Raw genomic sequence first — 18,146 nt, forward strand, 5'->3', positions numbered from 1 at the left:
ATGCGCACTATGCTCCGAGATCGATGGTTCCTGTCATGCCCACTTCATAGTGCCCCGGAATGTTGCAGGCATATTCCAGTTGGGCGACATCCTGTGGCGCGGTCCATACCAGTTCCTTTGTTTCACCCGGCGCCACGGTGACTGCCTGCATGCTACCACCATGTTCGCCTTCGGCCATATCATGACCGCCATGCGCATCGTGACTGCCTGACATCTGCTGCATCATCTCACGATGTGCTTGCTGGGCCTCGGCATCACCGATGACAAATTCGTGTTCGAGTTGGCCTGTATTGATCACTTCGAAGCGAATCGTCTCACCTGGAGATACTTGAAGCTCCTTGGTATCGAACCAGATATCGCCTGCTTCAACGCGAATGGTGCGATCAATGTCAGCGCTATTCACCGCCCCAGTTTTTACAGCATCATGTCCGCCCTCGTGCGAACCTGCTGCGAGCACCTCAGCTGCAAACACCCCAATTGCGAACACCCCAGTTGCGAACACCGTCGTCGATAACATGCCACAACCTGGCATCGGCAGAATCTTACGCATGACATTACCTCCTGAGTCATATCCGGGAAGCCAGTTATAGCGTTCGAAGCTGAAACCAGACTGAATCCCTCCCTCAGGCACGCTCTCTGGCGCGGGATAGCGCAGATATAGCCTGAACCAGAGCGTGTACCGGCTCGCTGAGCTGGCCTGTCGCACGGTGCACCAGGCCAATATCACGATGAAAGGTGTGCTCTCCCAGATCGATGGCCCGTACACTGGCCGGCCAGCGGCGTAGCGAAGCGGTTTCGGGCACCAGCGCCACACCAACATGATTGGCCACCAGTTGGAGGATGGCGTCCAGTTCATCCACTTCGCACACTTCCTTCACACCGAAGTGCATGTCACGTAGAAAACGATCGACTCTACGCCCGCCAAAGGAAGCTCGGTCATAACGTACGAAGGGCTGGGTCGACAGCAGTTCACGCCAATCGCCGCCTTGTTCTGAGGCGGGTACCACCAGGCGGAAAGGTTCACGTGCCAGAAGCGTCCAGTTCAGATCACTGGGCAGGGAAAATGGTGGCCGGATGACCACCGCCATATCCATTTCTCCAGCATCCACCTGGTTGATCAGATCCATGGACAGTCCTGGCACCACGCGTGAGCGACAGCCAGGAAAGCGCCGATGAAAGCGTGCCATCACTCTGGGCAGCCAGGCACGTTGTACAGAGGCGATGGCACCGATTACCACCAACGTCGTCGCGGTCGGGTTCAGGGAAGACGAAGCCAGGCCTTCATACAGCCTGATCAGTTCCTGAGCCCGCTCAAGTGTCTGGCGGCCCAGCGCAGTCAACCGTGCTGACCTGCCCTGGCGCTCGAACAGACTGACACCCAATGCCTCTTCCAGACGCTTCATCTGTGCACTGACCGCCGCCTGCGTCAGGCCAACCCGCTCCCCGGCAGCCGCGAAAGTGCCCTCCCTCGCGACACAGACGAATGTCTTCAGCTCACGAATCATTCATCAATCCTATTTGTGAATCATACAAAAATAGTTTGATTTTATTTTTATGTCACTCGCGCGAGGATACTCTTGGTACATAACAACTGACGACGTGCATTGACCGACTTGTATTCACTGACGTGCACTGAACAAGGAGCGAGCCCCATGAGCCTTTCCCCCTTCCATCTGGCAATGCCTGTCTACGATCTCAAGTCCACGCGGCGCTTTTATGGCGAGGTGTTCGGCCTCGAAGAAGGCCGCTCCAGTGACCATTGGGTCGACTTCAACTTCTATGGCCACCAGTTGGTCATCCATGAACACCCCAAGACACCTTCCCAGGAAAGCGCCCACACCAACCCGGTGGATGGACACGACGTGCCCGTACCGCACTTCGGTATCGTGCTGGGTTGGGAAGAATGGGAAACACTGGCCGAGCGCCTCAAGTCCTTTGGCACCGAGTTTGTCATCGAGCCCTATATTCGCTTCAAGGGTCAGGTTGGCGAGCAGGCGACCATGTTCCTTCTCGACCCCTGCGGCAACGCGCTGGAGTTCAAGGCATTCAAGGACATGAGTCAGCTGTTCGCCAAGTGATAGCTAAGCTGATCCCCAAGCAGGCAACGAACTAGATAACTAAAGACTTGTTCAATGGCAGGCCGGATGATGTGTAAAGGTTACAATGTATGAACCTTTACACATCATCCGGCCTGCTGGTTGAATGGGGCATCGCAGACAGCGTACAAATCATTATGCTGAAACAACCTGCCTCCACCAACGTGTGATGCTTATTGAGTGGGCGATATGTGATCCTCCCTAGATCAGTGAACATCAACCTTCAAGGGAGTTGGAACATGAGGCCATTGATCCTAGTTGGTGACAGCACATCTCATGGCGGTACAGTGCTGGAAGGAGCCTCAAGCACGTTTGTGCAGGGGAAATCCGTGGCCCGGGTTGGCGATAAGGTCAGTTGTCCCAAGAATGGCCACTCTCCGGCGGTCATTGTCAGCGGTGATGCAACCACACTCATTGATGGCAAACCTGTGGCCCGCCACGGAGATAAGTGTTCCTGCGGCGCTGCATTGATTGCTTCGGTCACAGATACAGGAATTATCTAAGTGATACGACGTTTTCAGCCCTCGATTTACGACCTGCTGCAACTGCCCGAGTATCAGATACGCAAGCTAGACACGGCGGTCACACCATCGTTCAGGTTTGATACCAGCTTCCTTCTTGTCGAAAGGGCCTGGTTGATATGCGGGAGCGGAGAGAGCCACACGCTCATGGCTGAAACACCTCCTACGCAATGCGACTATACCTATGATAATCGGCTGCGTTGCCAGGATGGCCACTATCTTCCCATCAGCCGCATTCAGACGGATGGCCACAGCAAACTGGAACCACTCCCTCGGGTTCAACAGCTATTGGAGCAACATCTCCAGGTATTGTTACCAGATGATGAAGAGCTGCTTCATGTGGAACGGCGCATCGTCCTACAGGCACCTCCCAGCGTAGAGCCTCAAGCGTTATTGGATAGCTTGCTGGCAAGCTGGCCATTGGATAAACAACCTAAAACCGGCCTCGAGGTCACGGCGCTCGCTTTTGATGAGTGGCTGGCATCAGCTCTGGAACAGCAAGAGGCGAAAACGGATAGCCTCCAATTCATTGCCATTGAGCCGCTTTGCATCGAGGAAAGAGGACAGCGCGATGGGCCACATGGAGAGATGTTGGTCTCGCTTTGGCTTCGGCGTGCCCCCGAAGTGAAAGGGCCTGACGCACCATCAGCAAACCTTAAACTCTATCCCCCTCAATATGTGTCGCATGCCCCGCGCAGCGGTTTTTCTCGTCGGCAACCCAGTCCTCTGGATGAAATGATGGCACATCTGAAAGAGGGAATGCCGCTGGAAAGGATGGCCGGGGTAGTATGGGACGGTGACAGCAGTGGCTCACGCTCCGACCACTTTATTGATGCTGTCCAAACCCACTTAGCTCACCTTTACTTCGATACAGACGTATGGTCTGTTCGCACCCTGGCAGGAGCGCTACAAAGTGTGGGACCAGCGGCTCAAGCCGTGATGGCATATCAACTGGCTCAGCAGCGGGAAAACGATATCCTGATTCTGAATACTCAGGACGAGACTCAAACCTGGGCGATTCACGCGCAATATGCCCAGAGCGCTATGGAAAGCAACGGAGCAAAAGATGAGCAACTTCAACCGTGATGCTGCGCTCAACTCTCTTAACAACATGGTTGTCGGTACTACCCAGGAAAAGCGGTTGTTGCGCTTCTCTTCCCCCTTGGGAGAGAACCGGCTGTTGGCCCATCGTTTCCATGGCCGGGAACGCCTAGGCCGCACGCCAGCCTGGACGGTGGATCTGATCAGCTATGATGCCAACATTGATGAGCATGATCTGATTGGCCACCCGGTCAGCCTGGCGATTCGCTTGGAGGATGGCAGCGAAGCCTACCGTCATGGCCTGGTCGAATCCCTGACCTACCTCGGCGCAGATGGTGGCCTGCATGACTGGCAACTGGTCTTTGTGCCCTGGTTCGCACTGCTGGGCTATCGGGAAGACTGCCGCATCTGGATGGACACCAGTATCATTGATGTCTTCACCGATATCTTTTCCCAGTACCCGGAAGCCGCTGGGCGTTACCGCTTTGATCTGCGCCAGGAGTACCTGGCTCACACGTACATCTCGCAAATCAACGAGAACGATGCCAATTTCGTGCAGCGCTGGCTCGAGCACGAGGGTATCTTTTGGTACACCCTACACGAAGCGAATCAGCATACGGTCGTTTTCACCGATGATGTGGCCACTCTGCCCGCCTCCTCACGTCAGAGCATCCGTTTCCATACCCAAGCTGCCACACAGTCGGAAGACAGCATTCTGCAGTGGCGTCAACAGCATGCCCTGCACAGTAGTCGCACTCAATTTTCCAGCCGGGATTATCGTGCTCACCAGCATCCACTTGTCGATGCGGAATATGCCGTGCAAGGCAGTACGACGCTGGAACCTTTGGAGCGCTATGCCTATCGCGGTCAATACGCCTGGAACTCCCCACATTATGGCAACCGATTGCTGCGGGTACGCATGGAGGAGCAGGAGGCCGCCAGTCAGCGAATTCTCGCTATCAGTGGCGCGCGCCGCTTAACGGCGGGAGAGTGGTTTGAGTTGCGAGATCACCCGCGAGTCGATGGTCAAGAGGAAAAGGCCCGGCAGTTCACGGTGATCGACATCGAGATGTTCGCCGAGAGTAACTTGCCCATTGCCTATGAGCGTCGCGACTGTCCCGGCAGTCTCGGAACTATGGTCCGGGCTTTTCGTGATAGCGTCATGGGCGAACAGGGAAACGAAGCTGGCACCGAAGACACGCGTGCGCAGACCTATGGCTTCTACCTCAGCCGTCTGGAATGCCAGCGTCATGACCTACCTTATCGCAGCCCCGAAGAGCATAAACGTCCTGAGGTAGGCTTACAGACGGCTGTTGTGGTGACCCCACCGGGGCATGAGGTCTATACCGACAACCTGAACCGCATTCACGTCAGGTTCAACTGGGACCGTCTCTCTGGAGACGACACGCTCAGTTCCTGCTGGCTGCGAGTGATGCAGAACAGTAGTGGCCCAGACTGGGGCACGGTCAATGTGCCGCGAGCAGGCGAGGAAGTGCTCGTCGGGTGGATGGACAACCAACTAGATCACCCCGTGGTGCTGGGGCAGCTCTATGGAGGACATCAACCACAGTGGCATTCCACTGGCTTGATGAGTGGCCTGAAGAGCAAGGAAATCAAAGGACGTGGATACAACCAGTTGGTGATGGATGATGCTACTGGCCAGGTACGTACTCAATTGGCCAGCACCCAGTCTTCCACTCAGCTCAACCTGGGTTATCTGATTGACCAGCAAGGCAACACCAGAGGTGCCTTGCGTGGTACTGGTTTCGAGCTGCGTACCGATGCCTATGGCGCGATTCGTGCCCAGAATGGCCTGTATCTCTCTACCTGGGGGCAGCCTAGCGCTCAGGGAGCACAGTTGGATGCGGAGGAAGCCTGGCGTCAGCTACAAGCTGGCCATGAGCTCACGCACACCCTCTCCGATGCCGCTAGCCAACATGAGGCCGAAGCCTTGGCGGGGAGCACGATACTGCAAGCATTCAACCAAAATGCTGATAGTGAGTACGGCGAAGCAGCTTCGACCAGTGGTTCCATGAAGCGCTTCGATGATGGCGCCGGTGACACTCAGTATGCAATTAACAACGGTGGACGAGGCACAGTCCCTGGTTTGGAAGATTCTCTGATTCTGGTGTCATCTCCAGATGGCATTGCTACCGCTACCCCCAAAAGCACTCACCTGCATAGTGGCGAGCACCTGACGATCTCAACTGGCCAGGATATCAGCATTGCTTCGGGCAAAGGACTATTAGCTAGTGTGGCCAATAGGATATCTCTGTTCGTACATCGGGCAGGCATGAAGTTGATTGCCGCTGGTGGGCGGGTTGATATCCAGGCACAGCAGGATGAAATGGAACTGCAATCCAAGCAGGCGATGCGCCTCTCGTCCACGGACAACGCCATCATCATCGCGGGTAAGAAGGAAATTCTACTGACCAGTGGAGATGCCTATATCCGCCTGTCAGGTGGCAATATCGATATTCACGCTCCAAAGAATGTCGATATCAAGGGAGCTAAAAAGTCGATTGGTGGCCCCGCAGGATTGTCTCACGACTTCAAGGATTTCCCGGAAGGTACAGGCAGCTACAACAAGCGCTTCAAGTTACGTTGGAAAGGCACGGATATGGCCGCCAGCAACATGCGCTACCGCATTACCAAGGCCGATGGCTCCATACTCGAAGGCATAACGGGGGAAACTGGCGAAACTGACCTTTTGGAAGGCCAGGTACCGGAGAGCGCGTTGATTGAGATTTTAGGGAAGAACACGCCATGAGCGACAGGGAAACGACACGGACAACGGGAAACGGCAGTGCAATCTTGACCACCAATGGAGCACAGTCGCCAGCCAATGTCGATATCACGCATTGCGACAAGATTGTGCCTCGTGCCAGCGATAGCATCTACGGTAAATGTAACTACTATTACGAACCTATGATGTTTGGTGATATTGAGCGCATTAAACAAAGCTGGCCGGAAGGAAGCGAGCCGCCTTCTTTTCCTAGCGAAGATGGGGTGGAGAAGACTGGCGTTACATTAGGCGAGTACATTGAGCAGTCTTTCAAGAATCTGCGACATGTCCCCATTAGTGTCTACACTCTTGCAGAAAGCTTTGAGTTGGCAAAACGCGCCTGGCTAAAGCGAGAGGAGTTACTGGACCCCGAAAGCGACATCGGCTGGTCTCGTTACGGAAACTTCTGGGCACGTCACGTTGGCTGTGGGCATATTCCTCCCGATTACTATACCCATTATGGGTACTACTACTGCAGTCGTTATGCAGTCTACTTACTGCCTCGACTAAGTCCACGAGGAAAACAGTGGATGGCAGATGCACGCTACAATCTTCAAGTCTATCTGGACGATGTTATCCAGGCGAACATGAATGGAGATGTAGACAATATAGTCATTGAGCAAGGTGATTTTGAAACTCCAATCGAAATTGATCCATACGAGTTGGAGCTAGAATCTAGAAAATTCAGAGAAGCCGCATTTGCCACTCATGTAAATGCCTATCTAGATGCTGGCCTAAGCGAGCTTTCTGCGTTAGATCTTTATAAGATAGGCACGATGCCAAATGTAGAAGAATGGCTGGACACCAATACTTACGACCAAGTTGGAAAGAGTGGATTGTCTATGGCGAAGGATTGGTGGAATGGTGAGACAGACCCTATTGAAAACACGTTGACTGATGTTAAACAGAGGACTTCAGACATGGTCGACAAAGCTCTTGAAAGACTTACTTCATGGTTTTGAAGTAACAGCTTTTTCATGTATCACAATGCACTGAACTATACGACATAAAGGCTAAGCCATGAAATTGAGAAAAGTATTATTAGGTTTTTTGGCAATGGCCTTGTTTTTTTCTATCCTTTCAGGAGCATCCATGAGTTTATTTAATAATGATTGGGAAGACACTAACCTCGTTAATCTAGACTCTGTAATTCAGGATAAAAAAGAAAGAAAAGCTTACTCTATATCCGAGATGATACTTTCTGGTGAAGAAGCTCTAATATTTGGAACAAAAGACAAAGAATATTCCGGTCCTGTTCGTCTTGATCAGCCCTCTCAAATTTATTTTCTTAGCTCCCAAGATTCTAGAATCAACTTCCTAATGTCGCTCGATGACAATAAGCAATATACATTTGGAAAGCACTCAAATACAGTCGGCGACGTCATTTATGCAACTGTTAATAGTCGTACCCTTAATCAAGAAAATCAAAATATGGAAACCGCTCTGTATAAGGTCAAGGTACCCAATGGTCAATTTGAAGAGCTATCGATTCCCGAAGAAGCCGACAATATACGTTTAACTCCTGTATTTACTAATCAAGAGCATGGGTTCCTATTCCCCGAAAGGAGAAGTGTATTTTTTGAAACACAAGATGGTGGAAGAAGCTGGAAAGTACGTCATCTACCACCTGGATATGCGCGCCTGAAAGGAAGTGATCGGTCACGTTCGGGTAATATCACTATCCAACATGAAACAGGTGACCTATTCCTGAGTGGCCATTATCGAGAAGATGATGAGAAGCCAAGTAGCAGCCCAATCTATCGTTTACCTGCAGACAATGATGACACGCAGGGGTGGCAAGAGGTCACTCAGTTGGAGAGGTATGACATCAACGCAATGACGTTCCTGGATAATGGAGATTTACTCATCCTGGCATTCGAAGGAGACCGGCCAGAAGAAGGTAACGATCACCGACAAGCCCAGATATTACGCTGGGATGGTAAAGACTTCGAACACCTTGCCGACTTGGGCAATCGGGAGCTATTTGATCCTAGGACAAATACAAACCTTAGCCCGAACTTCTTTGTTTCAGGGAGGAATGGTTTGGTTGTTCTGAATGGGAAGAGCTTCAAGAACGAACAAGGAGATCTCCCTGTCTATAACGTGAGTTATGTTAGTCATGACTATGGAAAAAATTGGGAGCGCATCGACAATGGTATTGCTAACGGTCCCGTATGGTTTGACAAATCATCTGGATATCTTTACAAGGCGACTCCATTTTCTTTCTACAGGAAGCGCTTGTAAGAGGATAAAGCAGACATCAGCAAATCATCTTCAACAATCCTTTGGGTGCTGATACTCAGCACTCATTAATTTTTTCACAAGCATTCCATGGTCTAGAGAGTATTGTTCTTAACAAAATTTGGCCTGTGAACCAACACCCACAGATGCACCACAGGAATTATCAAGAATAACCCACTGAGAAAGAAATACTCCAATATCCCCATCACTCCAATACTATGAACATAGTTTGTGGTTATACCTTCCATATCATTCCTGAACCAGCCCATTACATCACCCAATACTATGATGCCAGCAGAAATTTGCAAAAGAAGATTCGAGACTATGCAATGAAATATTTTTCTCCTCCACCAACCGAGGGGATATTCATATTTAAAAACATATGCTATAACCACCCTTACTGCCAGCATTATGCTTATAAAATAAAGCACACAGGTAGCGAACGATGAAATCAGAGATATTAGAACAGATAGATCAAAGCTATCAATGCCATCACGCAGGATAAAGAATGGATAAATAGGCAGCATCGCAAGAGATGGAAGCCCCATAAAAATAAAGAACACCAAGTAAGGGATAAAAGTTGGAAGCAAGAAGACAATAAGCTCAATGGCAATAGCGATGCGGTTGAGCACACTCCCCCAACGTCTTGAATGATGAGTGTTCAATAAGAGGTCTCCCTACCTGTTATGACGTGATAGAAGTATGAATGATCCATCCTCTCATGTCTTTTTATTCAATGGCATCATCCTGCCAGTCCGCCAGACGCCCATCGATGAGATGAATGCGGCGATCGACACGTTCGGCGATAGACTCTTCGTGGGTTACGGCAACGACGGTCTTGCCATGCTCCCGAACCAGATCATTGAGGATATGGAAAACCTGTTCTGAGCTCTTGCTGTCGAGACTGCCGGTGGGCTCATCGGCCAGTACCAGCGGCGGATCATTGGCCAGCGCCCTGGCGATGGCAACACGTTGACGCTGGCCACCCGACAACTGTTCCGGCAGCTTGTCGAGATGGTCCGCCAGCCCCAGCGAATCCAGCAGTTCCTCGGCTCGCGTGCGGCGTTGGCTGGCAGACAATCGCCCCAGCTTGCGCATCGGCAACTCGACATTGGCACGCACGCTGAATTCCGGCAACAGGAAGTGAAACTGGAAGACAAAGCCCATCGATGCCAGGCGCAATGCGGCTCGCTCGGTTTCACTGAGCTCGGCCATGTCGCGACCGCCAATCTTCAAGGTGCCGGCACTCGGCCTGTCCAGCAGCCCCAGCAAGTAGAGCAGAGATGACTTCCCAGAACCGGATGGCCCGGTAATGGCGACGAATTCATTGTCGCTGATGCTCAGCGTGATATCGCTGACCAGTGTCACCGGCACCGTAGCGGGGAGCACACGCTCCAGGGCCTGAGTCTCGACCAGTACGCTCATGTGGCACCCCGGATGATAGCGACAGGATTGAGACGTGCCGCACGTCTTGCCGGAAGATAGCCAGCCACCGCAGCCGACAGCATGGCAAAGCCGCCAGCGATCAGGTAATGCCAAATGCTCCAGGCTAACGGCAGATGAGTGATTTCCTGGCCCACCACACCGCCGCTGAGCTCAAAGCGAACCATCGACAAGGCAACGCAAAGCGCGAAGCCCAGCAACCAGCCCAGAACCGAACCGGCGACACCGAACATCAGGCCCTCGATCACGAACAGGCGGCGCATGTCTCGCGCCGTGAAACCCAGTGACTTGAGAATGGCGATGTCGCGTGCTTTCTCATGGGTCAGGGTCGAGATGATGTTATAGATGCCAAACCCGGCCACCAGCAGGATGGTGCCGACCACGGTGTACATGATCACATTGCGTATCACCAGAGCCTCGAGCAGCGACTCATTGGCTTCCTGCCAGGACACCGCCTTGTAGCCAACCTGCGCTTCAGCCCGGGCGGCGACGTCGGATGCCATGTCTGGATCGGGCAGGTAGAGGCGAATGTTGTTGATGACATTCGGGCGTTCGCTGAGAATCTGGGCCTTTTTCAACAGTACGTAGCCTTCCCCCTCATCACGCGCCGTGGTGCCAGTGTGAAACAGACCGGTGACCTTGAATGCCCGGGTCTGACCGGTCGAGGACACCAATGTCAGAGTCGTGCCGTAATCGGCTCCCAGTTTATTCGCCAGGCCATCGCCAATGACAATGTTGTTGCCACCACTGAGCAAGGATGAGAAGTCGCCGCGGATGAAGTCCTCCGCCTTGATGGCTTCTACCTCTGTCTCGGGTTGAGGCTCGATGCCGTAGATCGTGATGCCTTGGTCGCGCCCGGCATACTGCACCACCCCTTGAGTCTCCAGACGCCAGACCAGCTCACCTGGCACCCAGGCGCTCAACTGGGCGCGAATCTGCTCCGGGTTGAGCATCCCGCGGCGATCCTCGAGTGGCCGCAGACCGCGAATGCGGGTGGCGGCAAAGACGTTCTCAACCGGTTGCCGGCGGGCTTCGCGCTGTTCGTCGCTGATCTGCACATGCGGCATGTCATTGACCAACTGGTCGATCAAGTCATCCTCACCGCCCTGCATCAATGCGGCCATGGCAATGGAAAAGCCCACTCCCAGCCCTACGCTGAGAATGGCTACCCAAGTCTGACGTCCACGTCCCAGAACATGCGTGACCGCCAGATCCAGGATCAGGGTGGTCATGCATCATCTCCCTCGGTGATGGTCACCTTGCTGCCATCCTTCAGTTCCGCAGGCCAAGGCACAATGATCTGGCTGTCTTCTGCCAGCGGTGAGATCACCTCGACACGCTCGGTTCCGCGAATCCCCACTTCCAGGGTACGCCGATGGGCTTCGCCCTCCTCCACCACGAACACATCATCCTGGTGAAAGGCCTCTACAGGCAGTAACTGCGCATTTTTCACCACACGCGTGATGATATTGGCTTCCACCGTCATACCGATACGCAACGGAGAATCGTCAGACAGGCGCAGGTAGACACGATACGTTCTGGCCACCGGATCCCCTTTGGGAGTGATGCGCTCGACGTCGGCCTGTATCTGTTGTCCGGGGAAAGCATCGGACTGAATCAGTACCCGCTGACCTACCTCCACCACGGGAATATCCTCTTCATTGACCTCGGCAACGACCTCCAGTCCATCTTGCCTGCCAACCCAGAACAGCGCCGTATCTGGGCCGGCAATCTCACCGATATCGCCATCCTGACGCAGTACCTTGCCGGCTTGCGGTGCACGCAGTACATGGTGATCAAGCAAGGTTCGCTGGGCACTGGCCAGGGCACGGGCACGAAGCGCATCGCTACGTGCCTGATCCAGCGTTTGACGACTGACAGAACCCTGCCTGGCGAGACGCTCCATGCGTTGCAGGTCATCGTCCGTCTGCTTCACGCGCGCTTCCAGTTCCTCCAGCCGGGCACCTGCCTCACGATCATCAAGACGCACCAGCACAGTGCCGGCCTCGACCCACTGGTCCTCGCAGCGGCACAGGTACTCGATCCGGCCCCGCGCAAGCGGAGCCAGCTGGGCCCACTCATCGGGCTCGACCACTCCGGTGGCATAGACCACATCCGCCGCATCACCACGTTCCGGCGTCACCGTCGAGACCGGTGTCGGACGCAGCCACCACCATACCGCCAGCGCGATGATCACCAGCAGTCCTAACAGCACCAGCACACGAGATATCTGACGTGAGGACGATTGCACGCGGCTCATTCCCGGGTTACCTTTAACAGACCGACGGTCGGTCTCATTACAGACCCATGGTCGGTCACTGGTCAAGTATTATTCAGGGATTCCTCCAGGAACGCTTCCAAACGCTACGCCTGATGTCCAGGTACTTACGCTGATGTCCAGGTACTACAGGAAACACCATCATGGCTCGCCAGATAAAAAGCGCAGCACAACGACGCGGGGAACTGCTCGATAGTGCGCAGGCACTCTTCTTCGAGCATGGTTATGACAACACCACCGTCAATGACCTGATCCAGCACGCGGGGCTTTCCAAGGGGGGCTTCTATCACCATTTTTCCTCCAAGGAAGAAGTCCTGGAAGCATTGGTAGAACGCCTGGCCAGTGCCAGTATGGAACAGTTGGCTGATGTGCTGGAACATCCGCAGCTGGATGCCCTGGCCCGGCTCAATGCCTTTCTTTCACGGGCCCGGCAGATGAAGGTAGAACAGGTGCCACATATGCGCGGGCTGTTCGATACCCTGTTCCAACCGGGTAACCAGGTGCTCTACCACCGTATCAACGCCGCATCCATGGCCGTGGTATGTCCGCTATTGGCACGCATCATCGAGCAAGGCCGCCAGGAAGGTTGTTTCGATGTGCCAGACGCCCACCTCGCGGCAGAAACCATCCTCCACCTTGGCGCGGCCAGCTATCGCATCGTGGCTCGCGCATTGCACGCAGCAGGCACAGAAGATGCCTCGAAGGCTGCCGATGAGCTGGAACAGGCGCTGCATTTCCAGGGTATCGTGATTGATCGCATACTTGGCCTGGAGGATGGCAGCGTGAACTATGTCGAACATGGCTTCGCACAGGCTATCGTGCAGGCATTGGCAGCGACGGATCGACAGAAGGATGACTCATGAATCCCATCATGCGTAGCGCCCAAGTGTTGTGTGACTTTCTGAGCCAAGGCCATGCCACCCTCGCCGACAGCGATATCGTTGTGGCGTGTGGCTCTTATGACCTGCGTGTCTGCGATCACGCCTGTGAACTAGTGAAACAGGGGCTGGCACCGCGCCTGTTGATCTCCGGCAACACTGGCAACTGGACGCGTTATCTGTGGTCGCAGCCCGAAGCCGAGATATTCGCTCACCGGGCTCAGCAGAACGGCCTTGCCGAAGAACAGATCATCCTTGAACCCAAGGCCACCAACTTCGCCGAAAACATTGCCTTTGCACGCCAGCTCATGCCTGAAGCACGCAGGGTGACCTTCGTCACCAAGCCTTATTCCATTCGCCGAATTCAACAGACGCTACCATTGCAATGGCCCGGGATCGAAGCTGCCGTGAGCGCACCGCAAATCGCCTTTCCCGATGACGTCTCCAATATCATCGGGGTATTCGGCCTGATCGAGGAAATGGTCGGTGACCTGCACCGCATGCAGGTATATCCCGAGCTGGGGTTTCAGGCTCCGATCGAGATACCGGAACCTGTCATCAGTGCATGGCAAAGGTTGATCGACGCGGGGTTCGACCGCCATCTGGTGGCTACACACTCTCCAGCATCCACTCCATGAAAGCCCGCTTGGCGGCTGCGCCCATGCCAGGACGCGCATCGATCAACCCATATCCCCGTGCGGTCTGCACACTCAATTCAGGCAAGCCGACCAGGATGCCGTTCTCCAGCATGTCCTCCACCAGGCCGCGCCAGCCAATCGCCACGCCTTGCCCTGCGATCGCTGCTTGAATCAGCAAGGTGTAGTTGTTGAAGGTCAGCTCAGCGTTCTGGGGGACGCCGGTATACCCCAACAGGCCAAAGTAGCGTGGCCAATCCAGCCAGCGCTGCCCTTGCTCCGCCGTCAATGTCAGTAGCGGGGCCTGGCTCAGGGACTGAACATCCGTAATGGCACCATGCTGCTGGAGAAAACCAGGGCTACAGAGCGGCAGGACTTCCTCACGGAACAACAGCGGCACATCACCGGCCAATGTGCCCTCATCACAGAACAGAACGGCCACATCCACATCATGGGTCTGCCAGTCGAGAATGCCCTGGTTGGTGACGATCTGCACATCGATATCAGGGTGGCGCTGGCGAAATAACGGCAGACGCGGCATTAGCCAAAAGGCTGCGAAAGAGAAGTCCGTCAGAATGTTCACATGTGGATGACGATCGCGCTGACGCAAACGATCGATCGTTCTGTCGATGGTGGTAAAGCCATCCTGGACGCTGGCAAACAACGTCTGCCCCGCATCCGTCAGCCTCACGCCACGATAGATACGATCGAACAGCACCAGGCCAAGCTGCTCCTCCAGTCCACGAATCTGCTGGCTGACAGCGGACTGCGTGGAGCGCAACTCCCGGGCCGCTGCGGTGAAACTCAAATGACGTGCTGCCGCCTCAAACACTTTCAGGCTATTCAACGACGTCGTCCTGCCAATCCACGACATTAGCTCACCTAATAGAAGACATTAGATTTCAACGAGTTTACAGCATCTGGGATTAGACGAGACACTGCAACCAGTCATCACCGTCCATGGCAACATTCCATGGCAGTTGTACATGACGTCAATCCATATCGTCGATTCATAGCGACAATTCACAAGACAGGAGGCCCCATGGCGCGCAAGAAGCCCAACATTCTGTTCCTGATGGCCGATCAGATGGCTGCTTCAGTACTTCCTTTCCATGGTCACCCCTTGGTCAAGACGCCCCATCTTTCACGCCTAGCCAGTGAAGGTGTGGTGTTCGAATCTGCTTACTGCAACAGCCCATTGTGCGGGCCATCCCGCTATACCTTGATGGCCGGGCAACTGCCCTCTCGCATCGGCGGCTACGACAATGCCGCCGACTTCGCCGCCGACACACCGACCTTTGCCCATTATCTGCGTGATGCCGGCTACTACACGGCGCTGTCGGGCAAGATGCACTTCTGTGGCCCCGATCAATTGCATGGCTTCGAAGAGCGCCTGACCACTGATATCTACCCGGCCGATTACGGTTGGTTTGTCGACTGGGAAAACTTCGACACCCGACCGACCTATTATCACAATATGTCATCGGTCACTCAGGCAGGACCTTGTGTTCGCTCCAATCAGCTCGACTTCGATGACGAGGTCGCCTTCCGTGCCCGCCGCTTCCTCTACGACTATGCGCGCAATGGTGAACAGCGTCCCTTCTGCCTGACGGTATCGCTGACCCATCCTCACGACCCATACACCATTCCGCAGGAATACTGGGACCGTTACGATCATGACGCCATCGATATGCCCAAGGTGCCATATTCCCGCGACTTGATGGACCCCCACTCACAGCGCCTGCGTCATGTCTACCAGATCGACGAAGACACCGTCGACGACGCCCAGATCCGCAATGCCCGCCACGCCTATTACGGCTCCATCAGTTATGTGGATGACCAGATCGGTTCGGTGCTCAAGGTACTGGAAGAAACCGGACTGGCCGACGACACCATCATCGTGTTCTCCGGGGATCATGGCGACATGCTGGGAGAACGTGGCCTGTGGTACAAGATGAGCTGGTTCGAGAACTCAGCCCGGGTGCCGATGATCGTCCATGCCCCCAAGCGTTTCGCTCCACGCCGGGTCAAGGAGTCCGTCTCGACCATGGACCTGCTGCCCACCTTTGCCGAGATGGCTGGCGACGGCCAGGCACCAGAGTACGCCGTTCCCCTTGATGGCCGCAGCCTGATCCCTCACCTCACCGGCAATGGCGGACATGATGAGGTCATTGGTGAATACCTCGGGGAAGGTGCCATCGCACCGTTGCTGATGATCCGTCGTGGACGCTACAAGTTCGTCCACTCACAGCCGGACCCGGACCAGTTGTTCGATCTCGAGGCGGATCCCCTTGAACTCAATAATCTGGCCAACGACCCTGTGCACCTCGACCTGTGCAAACAGTTCCGCAATGAAGTCAGCGAGCGCTGGAACTACGAGCTCCTGCATCAGCAGGTACTGGACAGCCAGCGCCGACGCAAACTGGTCTCGCGCGCCCTCATGAAAGGCAAGGTGACAACCTGGGATCACCAGCCCATGTTCGATGCCAGTACCCAGTACATGCGCAATACCATTGACCTGGACGATCTCGAACGACGCGCACGCTTCCCGGTACCTTCCGATCCGTCATGATGAGATCGCCGACAGACCTCCACCGGCAATCGGCCAGACTGCAACGCATCCTGCCATTTCTCGGCTGGCTGCCACGGCAGAATGCACGCTCAATGCGCGCCGATGCCATCGCGGGATTGACCGGTGCGGTACTGGTCGTGCCCCAAGGGGTCGCCTATGCCTTGCTGGCTGGGCTGCCCCCGGTCTATGGCCTGTATACGGCTATCGTGCCGGTCGTGCTGGCCGCGCTGTTCGGCTCTTCGCGTCATGTGGTCAGCGGACCATCAGCAGCACTGTCAATCGCGTTGTTCGCCACCTTGATGCCCTTCATTGAGGCACAAGGTGGTGATTTCATCGCGCAGGTGCTGACACTGACATTCTTGACCGGGGCCTTCCAGCTGTTGCTGGGTCTGGCACGACTGGGAGTGCTGGTCGATCTTGTCTCAAATTCGGTCGTGATGGGGTTTACCGCTGGTGCCGCGCTGATCATCGCCACCAGCCAGCTACCCTATGCGCTGGGGCTGGCACCGATAGAGAGCAGTGGTTTCCTCGATATCTGGCCGCACATGTTTGCTCAGCTTGGCGATATCCACCCCGATGCCCTTGTGGTCGCCGGGTTCACGCTGGCGACATGCCTGGCGTTTCAGCGCTGGTTGCCACGTTGGCCTGGCATGCTGCTTTCACTCGTGGCCGCTTCACTGCTGGCTGCCTGGCTCGATCCAGAACATGTCAGCATCCAGCGTATTGCTGCAGTGCCTGCAGGCCTGCCACCGCTTTCGTTCCCGGACCTCTCGCTCGACACCGTACGCATGCTGACGCCAGGTGCCATTGCCCTGGGGCTGCTGGGGCTGGTTCAGACGGCAGCCATCTCACGAGCCTTCGCCGCGCGCACAGGTGAACGGCTGAACCATAATCAGGAGTTCATCGGTCAAGGGCTATCCAATCTCGGCGGAGCGTTCTGCTCCAGCTATGTCTCATCTGGATCGCTCACGCGTTCGGGGCTCAATGCCAGTGCAGGCGCATGCTCTCCCCTGGCAGCAGTCCTATCGGCACTCTTCCTGGTACCGATCGTGCTGCTGGCAGCGCCTCTGCTGCACCACATCCCCATGCCAGCCATCGCCGGCCAACTGTTGCTGATCGCGGCCAGACTGGTCGATCGACACAGCATACGCGAGGTACTGGTTGTCAGCCGTTCAGAAACGGCCGTCTTGCTGATCACCTTCTTCAGTACCCTGTTGCTGACCCTGGAGTTCGCCATCTATTTCGGTGTGCTGACATCCCTGGTGCTTTACCTGCGCCGCACGACCCGGCCTCCAGTCGTCGAGTGCCCGTTATCCTATGCGCCTGTGGCCATACAACAGGTCACGGACGCCTCCAGCAGTAGCGTCATCAGAATCGACGGTTCGTTATTCTTCGGCGCCTGCGAGTCAGTCGCAAGACGCATCGACCACTTCGACCGCCCCAACCTTGTGATTCTGGCAGCGGGCATCAACTTCATCGACCTGAGCGGCATCCACCTGCTCCAGCGTCAGGCACGTCTTTGCCATATCCGAGGAGGCAAGCTGTACCTGGCCTGGCCCAAGCCCGATGTCCTGGCTCGCCTGCAACGAGCCGGCCTCATCGACAACGACTCCTACCATGAAACGCCCACGGCAATAACAATATGAGAGGCGCCCC

The 18,146-nt window shown here is 55.0% G+C and carries 17 protein-coding genes; 10 read left to right on the plus strand and 7 right to left on the minus strand.

Annotated elements, in window-relative coordinates; all coding sequences use genetic code 11:
• Positions 1-7: 7 nt before the first annotated feature.
• Positions 8-550, minus strand: coding sequence for a cupredoxin domain-containing protein (locus E4T21_RS14070; RefSeq protein ID WP_240349152.1), 543 nt, complete (start codon positions 548-550; stop codon positions 8-10).
• 73 nt (positions 551-623) lie between these two features.
• Positions 624-1,505, minus strand: coding sequence for a LysR family transcriptional regulator (locus E4T21_RS14075; RefSeq protein WP_149285665.1), 882 nt, complete (start codon positions 1,503-1,505; stop codon positions 624-626).
• A 147-nt stretch (positions 1,506-1,652) separates the two neighbouring features.
• Here E4T21_RS14075 and E4T21_RS14080 point away from each other — a divergent pair, with 147 nt between their 5' ends.
• The 6 genes from E4T21_RS14080 (at position 1,653) to E4T21_RS14105 (ending at position 8,687) form a co-directional block, all read left to right on the plus strand.
• A complete protein-coding gene (locus tag E4T21_RS14080) occupies positions 1,653-2,078 on the plus strand; it encodes a VOC family protein (protein WP_149285666.1) in 426 nt (141 codons plus the stop codon).
• Positions 2,079-2,335: 257 nt separating this feature from the next.
• Entirely contained in the window at positions 2,336-2,599 is a 264-nt protein-coding gene (locus E4T21_RS14085) for a PAAR domain-containing protein (RefSeq protein WP_149285667.1), read from the plus strand.
• A complete protein-coding gene (locus E4T21_RS14090; protein WP_149285668.1) occupies positions 2,600-3,703 on the plus strand; it encodes a hypothetical protein in 1,104 nt (367 codons plus the stop codon).
• Positions 3,684-6,428 (plus strand): type VI secretion system Vgr family protein, encoded by a 2,745-nt coding sequence (locus E4T21_RS14095; protein WP_205423392.1) that lies wholly within the window; start codon positions 3,684-3,686, stop codon positions 6,426-6,428. The genes E4T21_RS14090 and E4T21_RS14095 overlap by 20 nt, the downstream gene beginning before the upstream one ends.
• Complete coding sequence (locus tag E4T21_RS14100) at positions 6,425-7,405, plus strand: hypothetical protein (protein WP_149285669.1); 981 nt, start codon at positions 6,425-6,427, stop codon at positions 7,403-7,405. The genes E4T21_RS14095 and E4T21_RS14100 overlap by 4 nt, the downstream gene beginning before the upstream one ends.
• A gap of 58 nt (positions 7,406-7,463) precedes the next feature.
• Positions 7,464-8,687, plus strand: a complete 1,224-nt coding sequence (locus tag E4T21_RS14105) for a beta propeller repeat protein (protein WP_149285670.1) — start codon at positions 7,464-7,466, stop codon at positions 8,685-8,687.
• A gap of 92 nt (positions 8,688-8,779) precedes the next feature.
• Here the strand turns inward: E4T21_RS14105 and E4T21_RS14110 are convergent, their stop codons facing one another.
• From E4T21_RS14110 to E4T21_RS14125, 4 genes are all read right to left on the minus strand, one after another.
• Positions 8,780-9,349 carry a hypothetical protein gene (locus E4T21_RS14110; RefSeq protein ID WP_149285671.1) on the minus strand — a complete coding sequence of 190 codons (570 nt, stop codon included), beginning with the start codon at positions 9,347-9,349 and terminating at the stop codon, positions 8,780-8,782.
• Between the two features lie 64 nt (positions 9,350-9,413).
• Positions 9,414-10,109, minus strand: coding sequence for an ABC transporter ATP-binding protein (locus tag E4T21_RS14115; protein ID WP_149285672.1), 696 nt, complete (start codon positions 10,107-10,109; stop codon positions 9,414-9,416).
• Positions 10,106-11,359: an ABC transporter permease gene (locus tag E4T21_RS14120; RefSeq protein WP_149285673.1), complete on the minus strand. Its 1,254-nt coding sequence runs from the start codon at positions 11,357-11,359 to the stop codon at positions 10,106-10,108. The genes E4T21_RS14115 and E4T21_RS14120 overlap by 4 nt, the downstream gene beginning before the upstream one ends.
• Entirely contained in the window at positions 11,356-12,387 is a 1,032-nt protein-coding gene (locus E4T21_RS14125; RefSeq protein WP_149285674.1) for an efflux RND transporter periplasmic adaptor subunit, read from the minus strand. The genes E4T21_RS14120 and E4T21_RS14125 overlap by 4 nt, the downstream gene beginning before the upstream one ends.
• A 161-nt stretch (positions 12,388-12,548) precedes the next feature.
• Here E4T21_RS14125 and E4T21_RS14130 point away from each other — a divergent pair, with 161 nt between their 5' ends.
• Positions 12,549-13,268 carry a TetR/AcrR family transcriptional regulator gene (locus tag E4T21_RS14130; protein WP_149285675.1) on the plus strand — a complete coding sequence of 240 codons (720 nt, stop codon included), beginning with the start codon at positions 12,549-12,551 and terminating at the stop codon, positions 13,266-13,268.
• Positions 13,265-13,921 carry a YdcF family protein gene (locus tag E4T21_RS14135; protein WP_149285676.1) on the plus strand — a complete coding sequence of 219 codons (657 nt, stop codon included), beginning with the start codon at positions 13,265-13,267 and terminating at the stop codon, positions 13,919-13,921. The genes E4T21_RS14130 and E4T21_RS14135 overlap by 4 nt, the downstream gene beginning before the upstream one ends.
• Here E4T21_RS14135 and E4T21_RS14140 read toward each other — a convergent pair.
• Positions 13,893-14,765 carry a choline sulfate utilization transcriptional regulator gene (locus E4T21_RS14140; protein WP_240349153.1) on the minus strand — a complete coding sequence of 291 codons (873 nt, stop codon included), beginning with the start codon at positions 14,763-14,765 and terminating at the stop codon, positions 13,893-13,895. The two genes, E4T21_RS14135 and E4T21_RS14140, sit on opposite strands and share 29 nt — an antisense overlap.
• A gap of 195 nt (positions 14,766-14,960) precedes the next feature.
• On the opposite strand from E4T21_RS14140, the gene betC reads away from it, so the two are divergent.
• Entirely contained in the window at positions 14,961-16,490 is a 1,530-nt protein-coding gene (betC, locus tag E4T21_RS14145; RefSeq protein ID WP_149285678.1) for a choline-sulfatase, read from the plus strand.
• The gene (locus tag E4T21_RS14150; RefSeq protein ID WP_240349154.1) at positions 16,487-18,136 is read left to right on the plus strand and encodes a SulP family inorganic anion transporter; all 1,650 of its coding nucleotides are present in this window, start codon (positions 16,487-16,489) and stop codon (positions 18,134-18,136) included. Before betC ends, E4T21_RS14150 begins: the two co-directional genes overlap by 4 nt.
• Positions 18,137-18,146: the final 10 nt, after the last annotated feature.

The organism is Halomonas binhaiensis, from assembly GCF_008329985.2.
Classification (GTDB): Bacteria; Pseudomonadota; Gammaproteobacteria; order Pseudomonadales; family Halomonadaceae; genus Halomonas; species Halomonas binhaiensis.

Bases quoted from the DNA above. Each gene is read 5' to 3' on its own strand.
- E4T21_RS14070 (WP_240349152.1), bottom strand. From the start codon at position 550: ATGCGTAAGATTCTGCCGATGCCAGGTTGTGGCATGTTATCGACGACG.
- E4T21_RS14075 (WP_149285665.1), bottom strand. From the start codon at position 1,505: ATGATTCGTGAGCTGAAGACATTCGTCTGTGTCGCGAGGGAGGGCACT.
- E4T21_RS14080 (WP_149285666.1), top strand. From the start codon at position 1,653: ATGAGCCTTTCCCCCTTCCATCTGGCAATGCCTGTCTACGATCTCAAG.
- E4T21_RS14085 (WP_149285667.1), top strand. From the start codon at position 2,336: ATGAGGCCATTGATCCTAGTTGGTGACAGCACATCTCATGGCGGTACA.
- E4T21_RS14095 (WP_205423392.1), top strand. From the start codon at position 3,684: ATGAGCAACTTCAACCGTGATGCTGCGCTCAACTCTCTTAACAACATG.
- E4T21_RS14100 (WP_149285669.1), top strand. From the start codon at position 6,425: ATGAGCGACAGGGAAACGACACGGACAACGGGAAACGGCAGTGCAATC.
- E4T21_RS14105 (WP_149285670.1), top strand. From the start codon at position 7,464: ATGAAATTGAGAAAAGTATTATTAGGTTTTTTGGCAATGGCCTTGTTT.
- E4T21_RS14115 (WP_149285672.1), bottom strand. From the start codon at position 10,109: ATGAGCGTACTGGTCGAGACTCAGGCCCTGGAGCGTGTGCTCCCCGCT.
- E4T21_RS14120 (WP_149285673.1), bottom strand. From the start codon at position 11,359: ATGACCACCCTGATCCTGGATCTGGCGGTCACGCATGTTCTGGGACGT.
- E4T21_RS14125 (WP_149285674.1), bottom strand. From the start codon at position 12,387: ATGAGCCGCGTGCAATCGTCCTCACGTCAGATATCTCGTGTGCTGGTG.
- E4T21_RS14130 (WP_149285675.1), top strand. From the start codon at position 12,549: ATGGCTCGCCAGATAAAAAGCGCAGCACAACGACGCGGGGAACTGCTC.
- E4T21_RS14135 (WP_149285676.1), top strand. From the start codon at position 13,265: ATGAATCCCATCATGCGTAGCGCCCAAGTGTTGTGTGACTTTCTGAGC.
- betC (WP_149285678.1), top strand. From the start codon at position 14,961: ATGGCGCGCAAGAAGCCCAACATTCTGTTCCTGATGGCCGATCAGATG.
- E4T21_RS14150 (WP_240349154.1), top strand. From the start codon at position 16,487: ATGATGAGATCGCCGACAGACCTCCACCGGCAATCGGCCAGACTGCAA.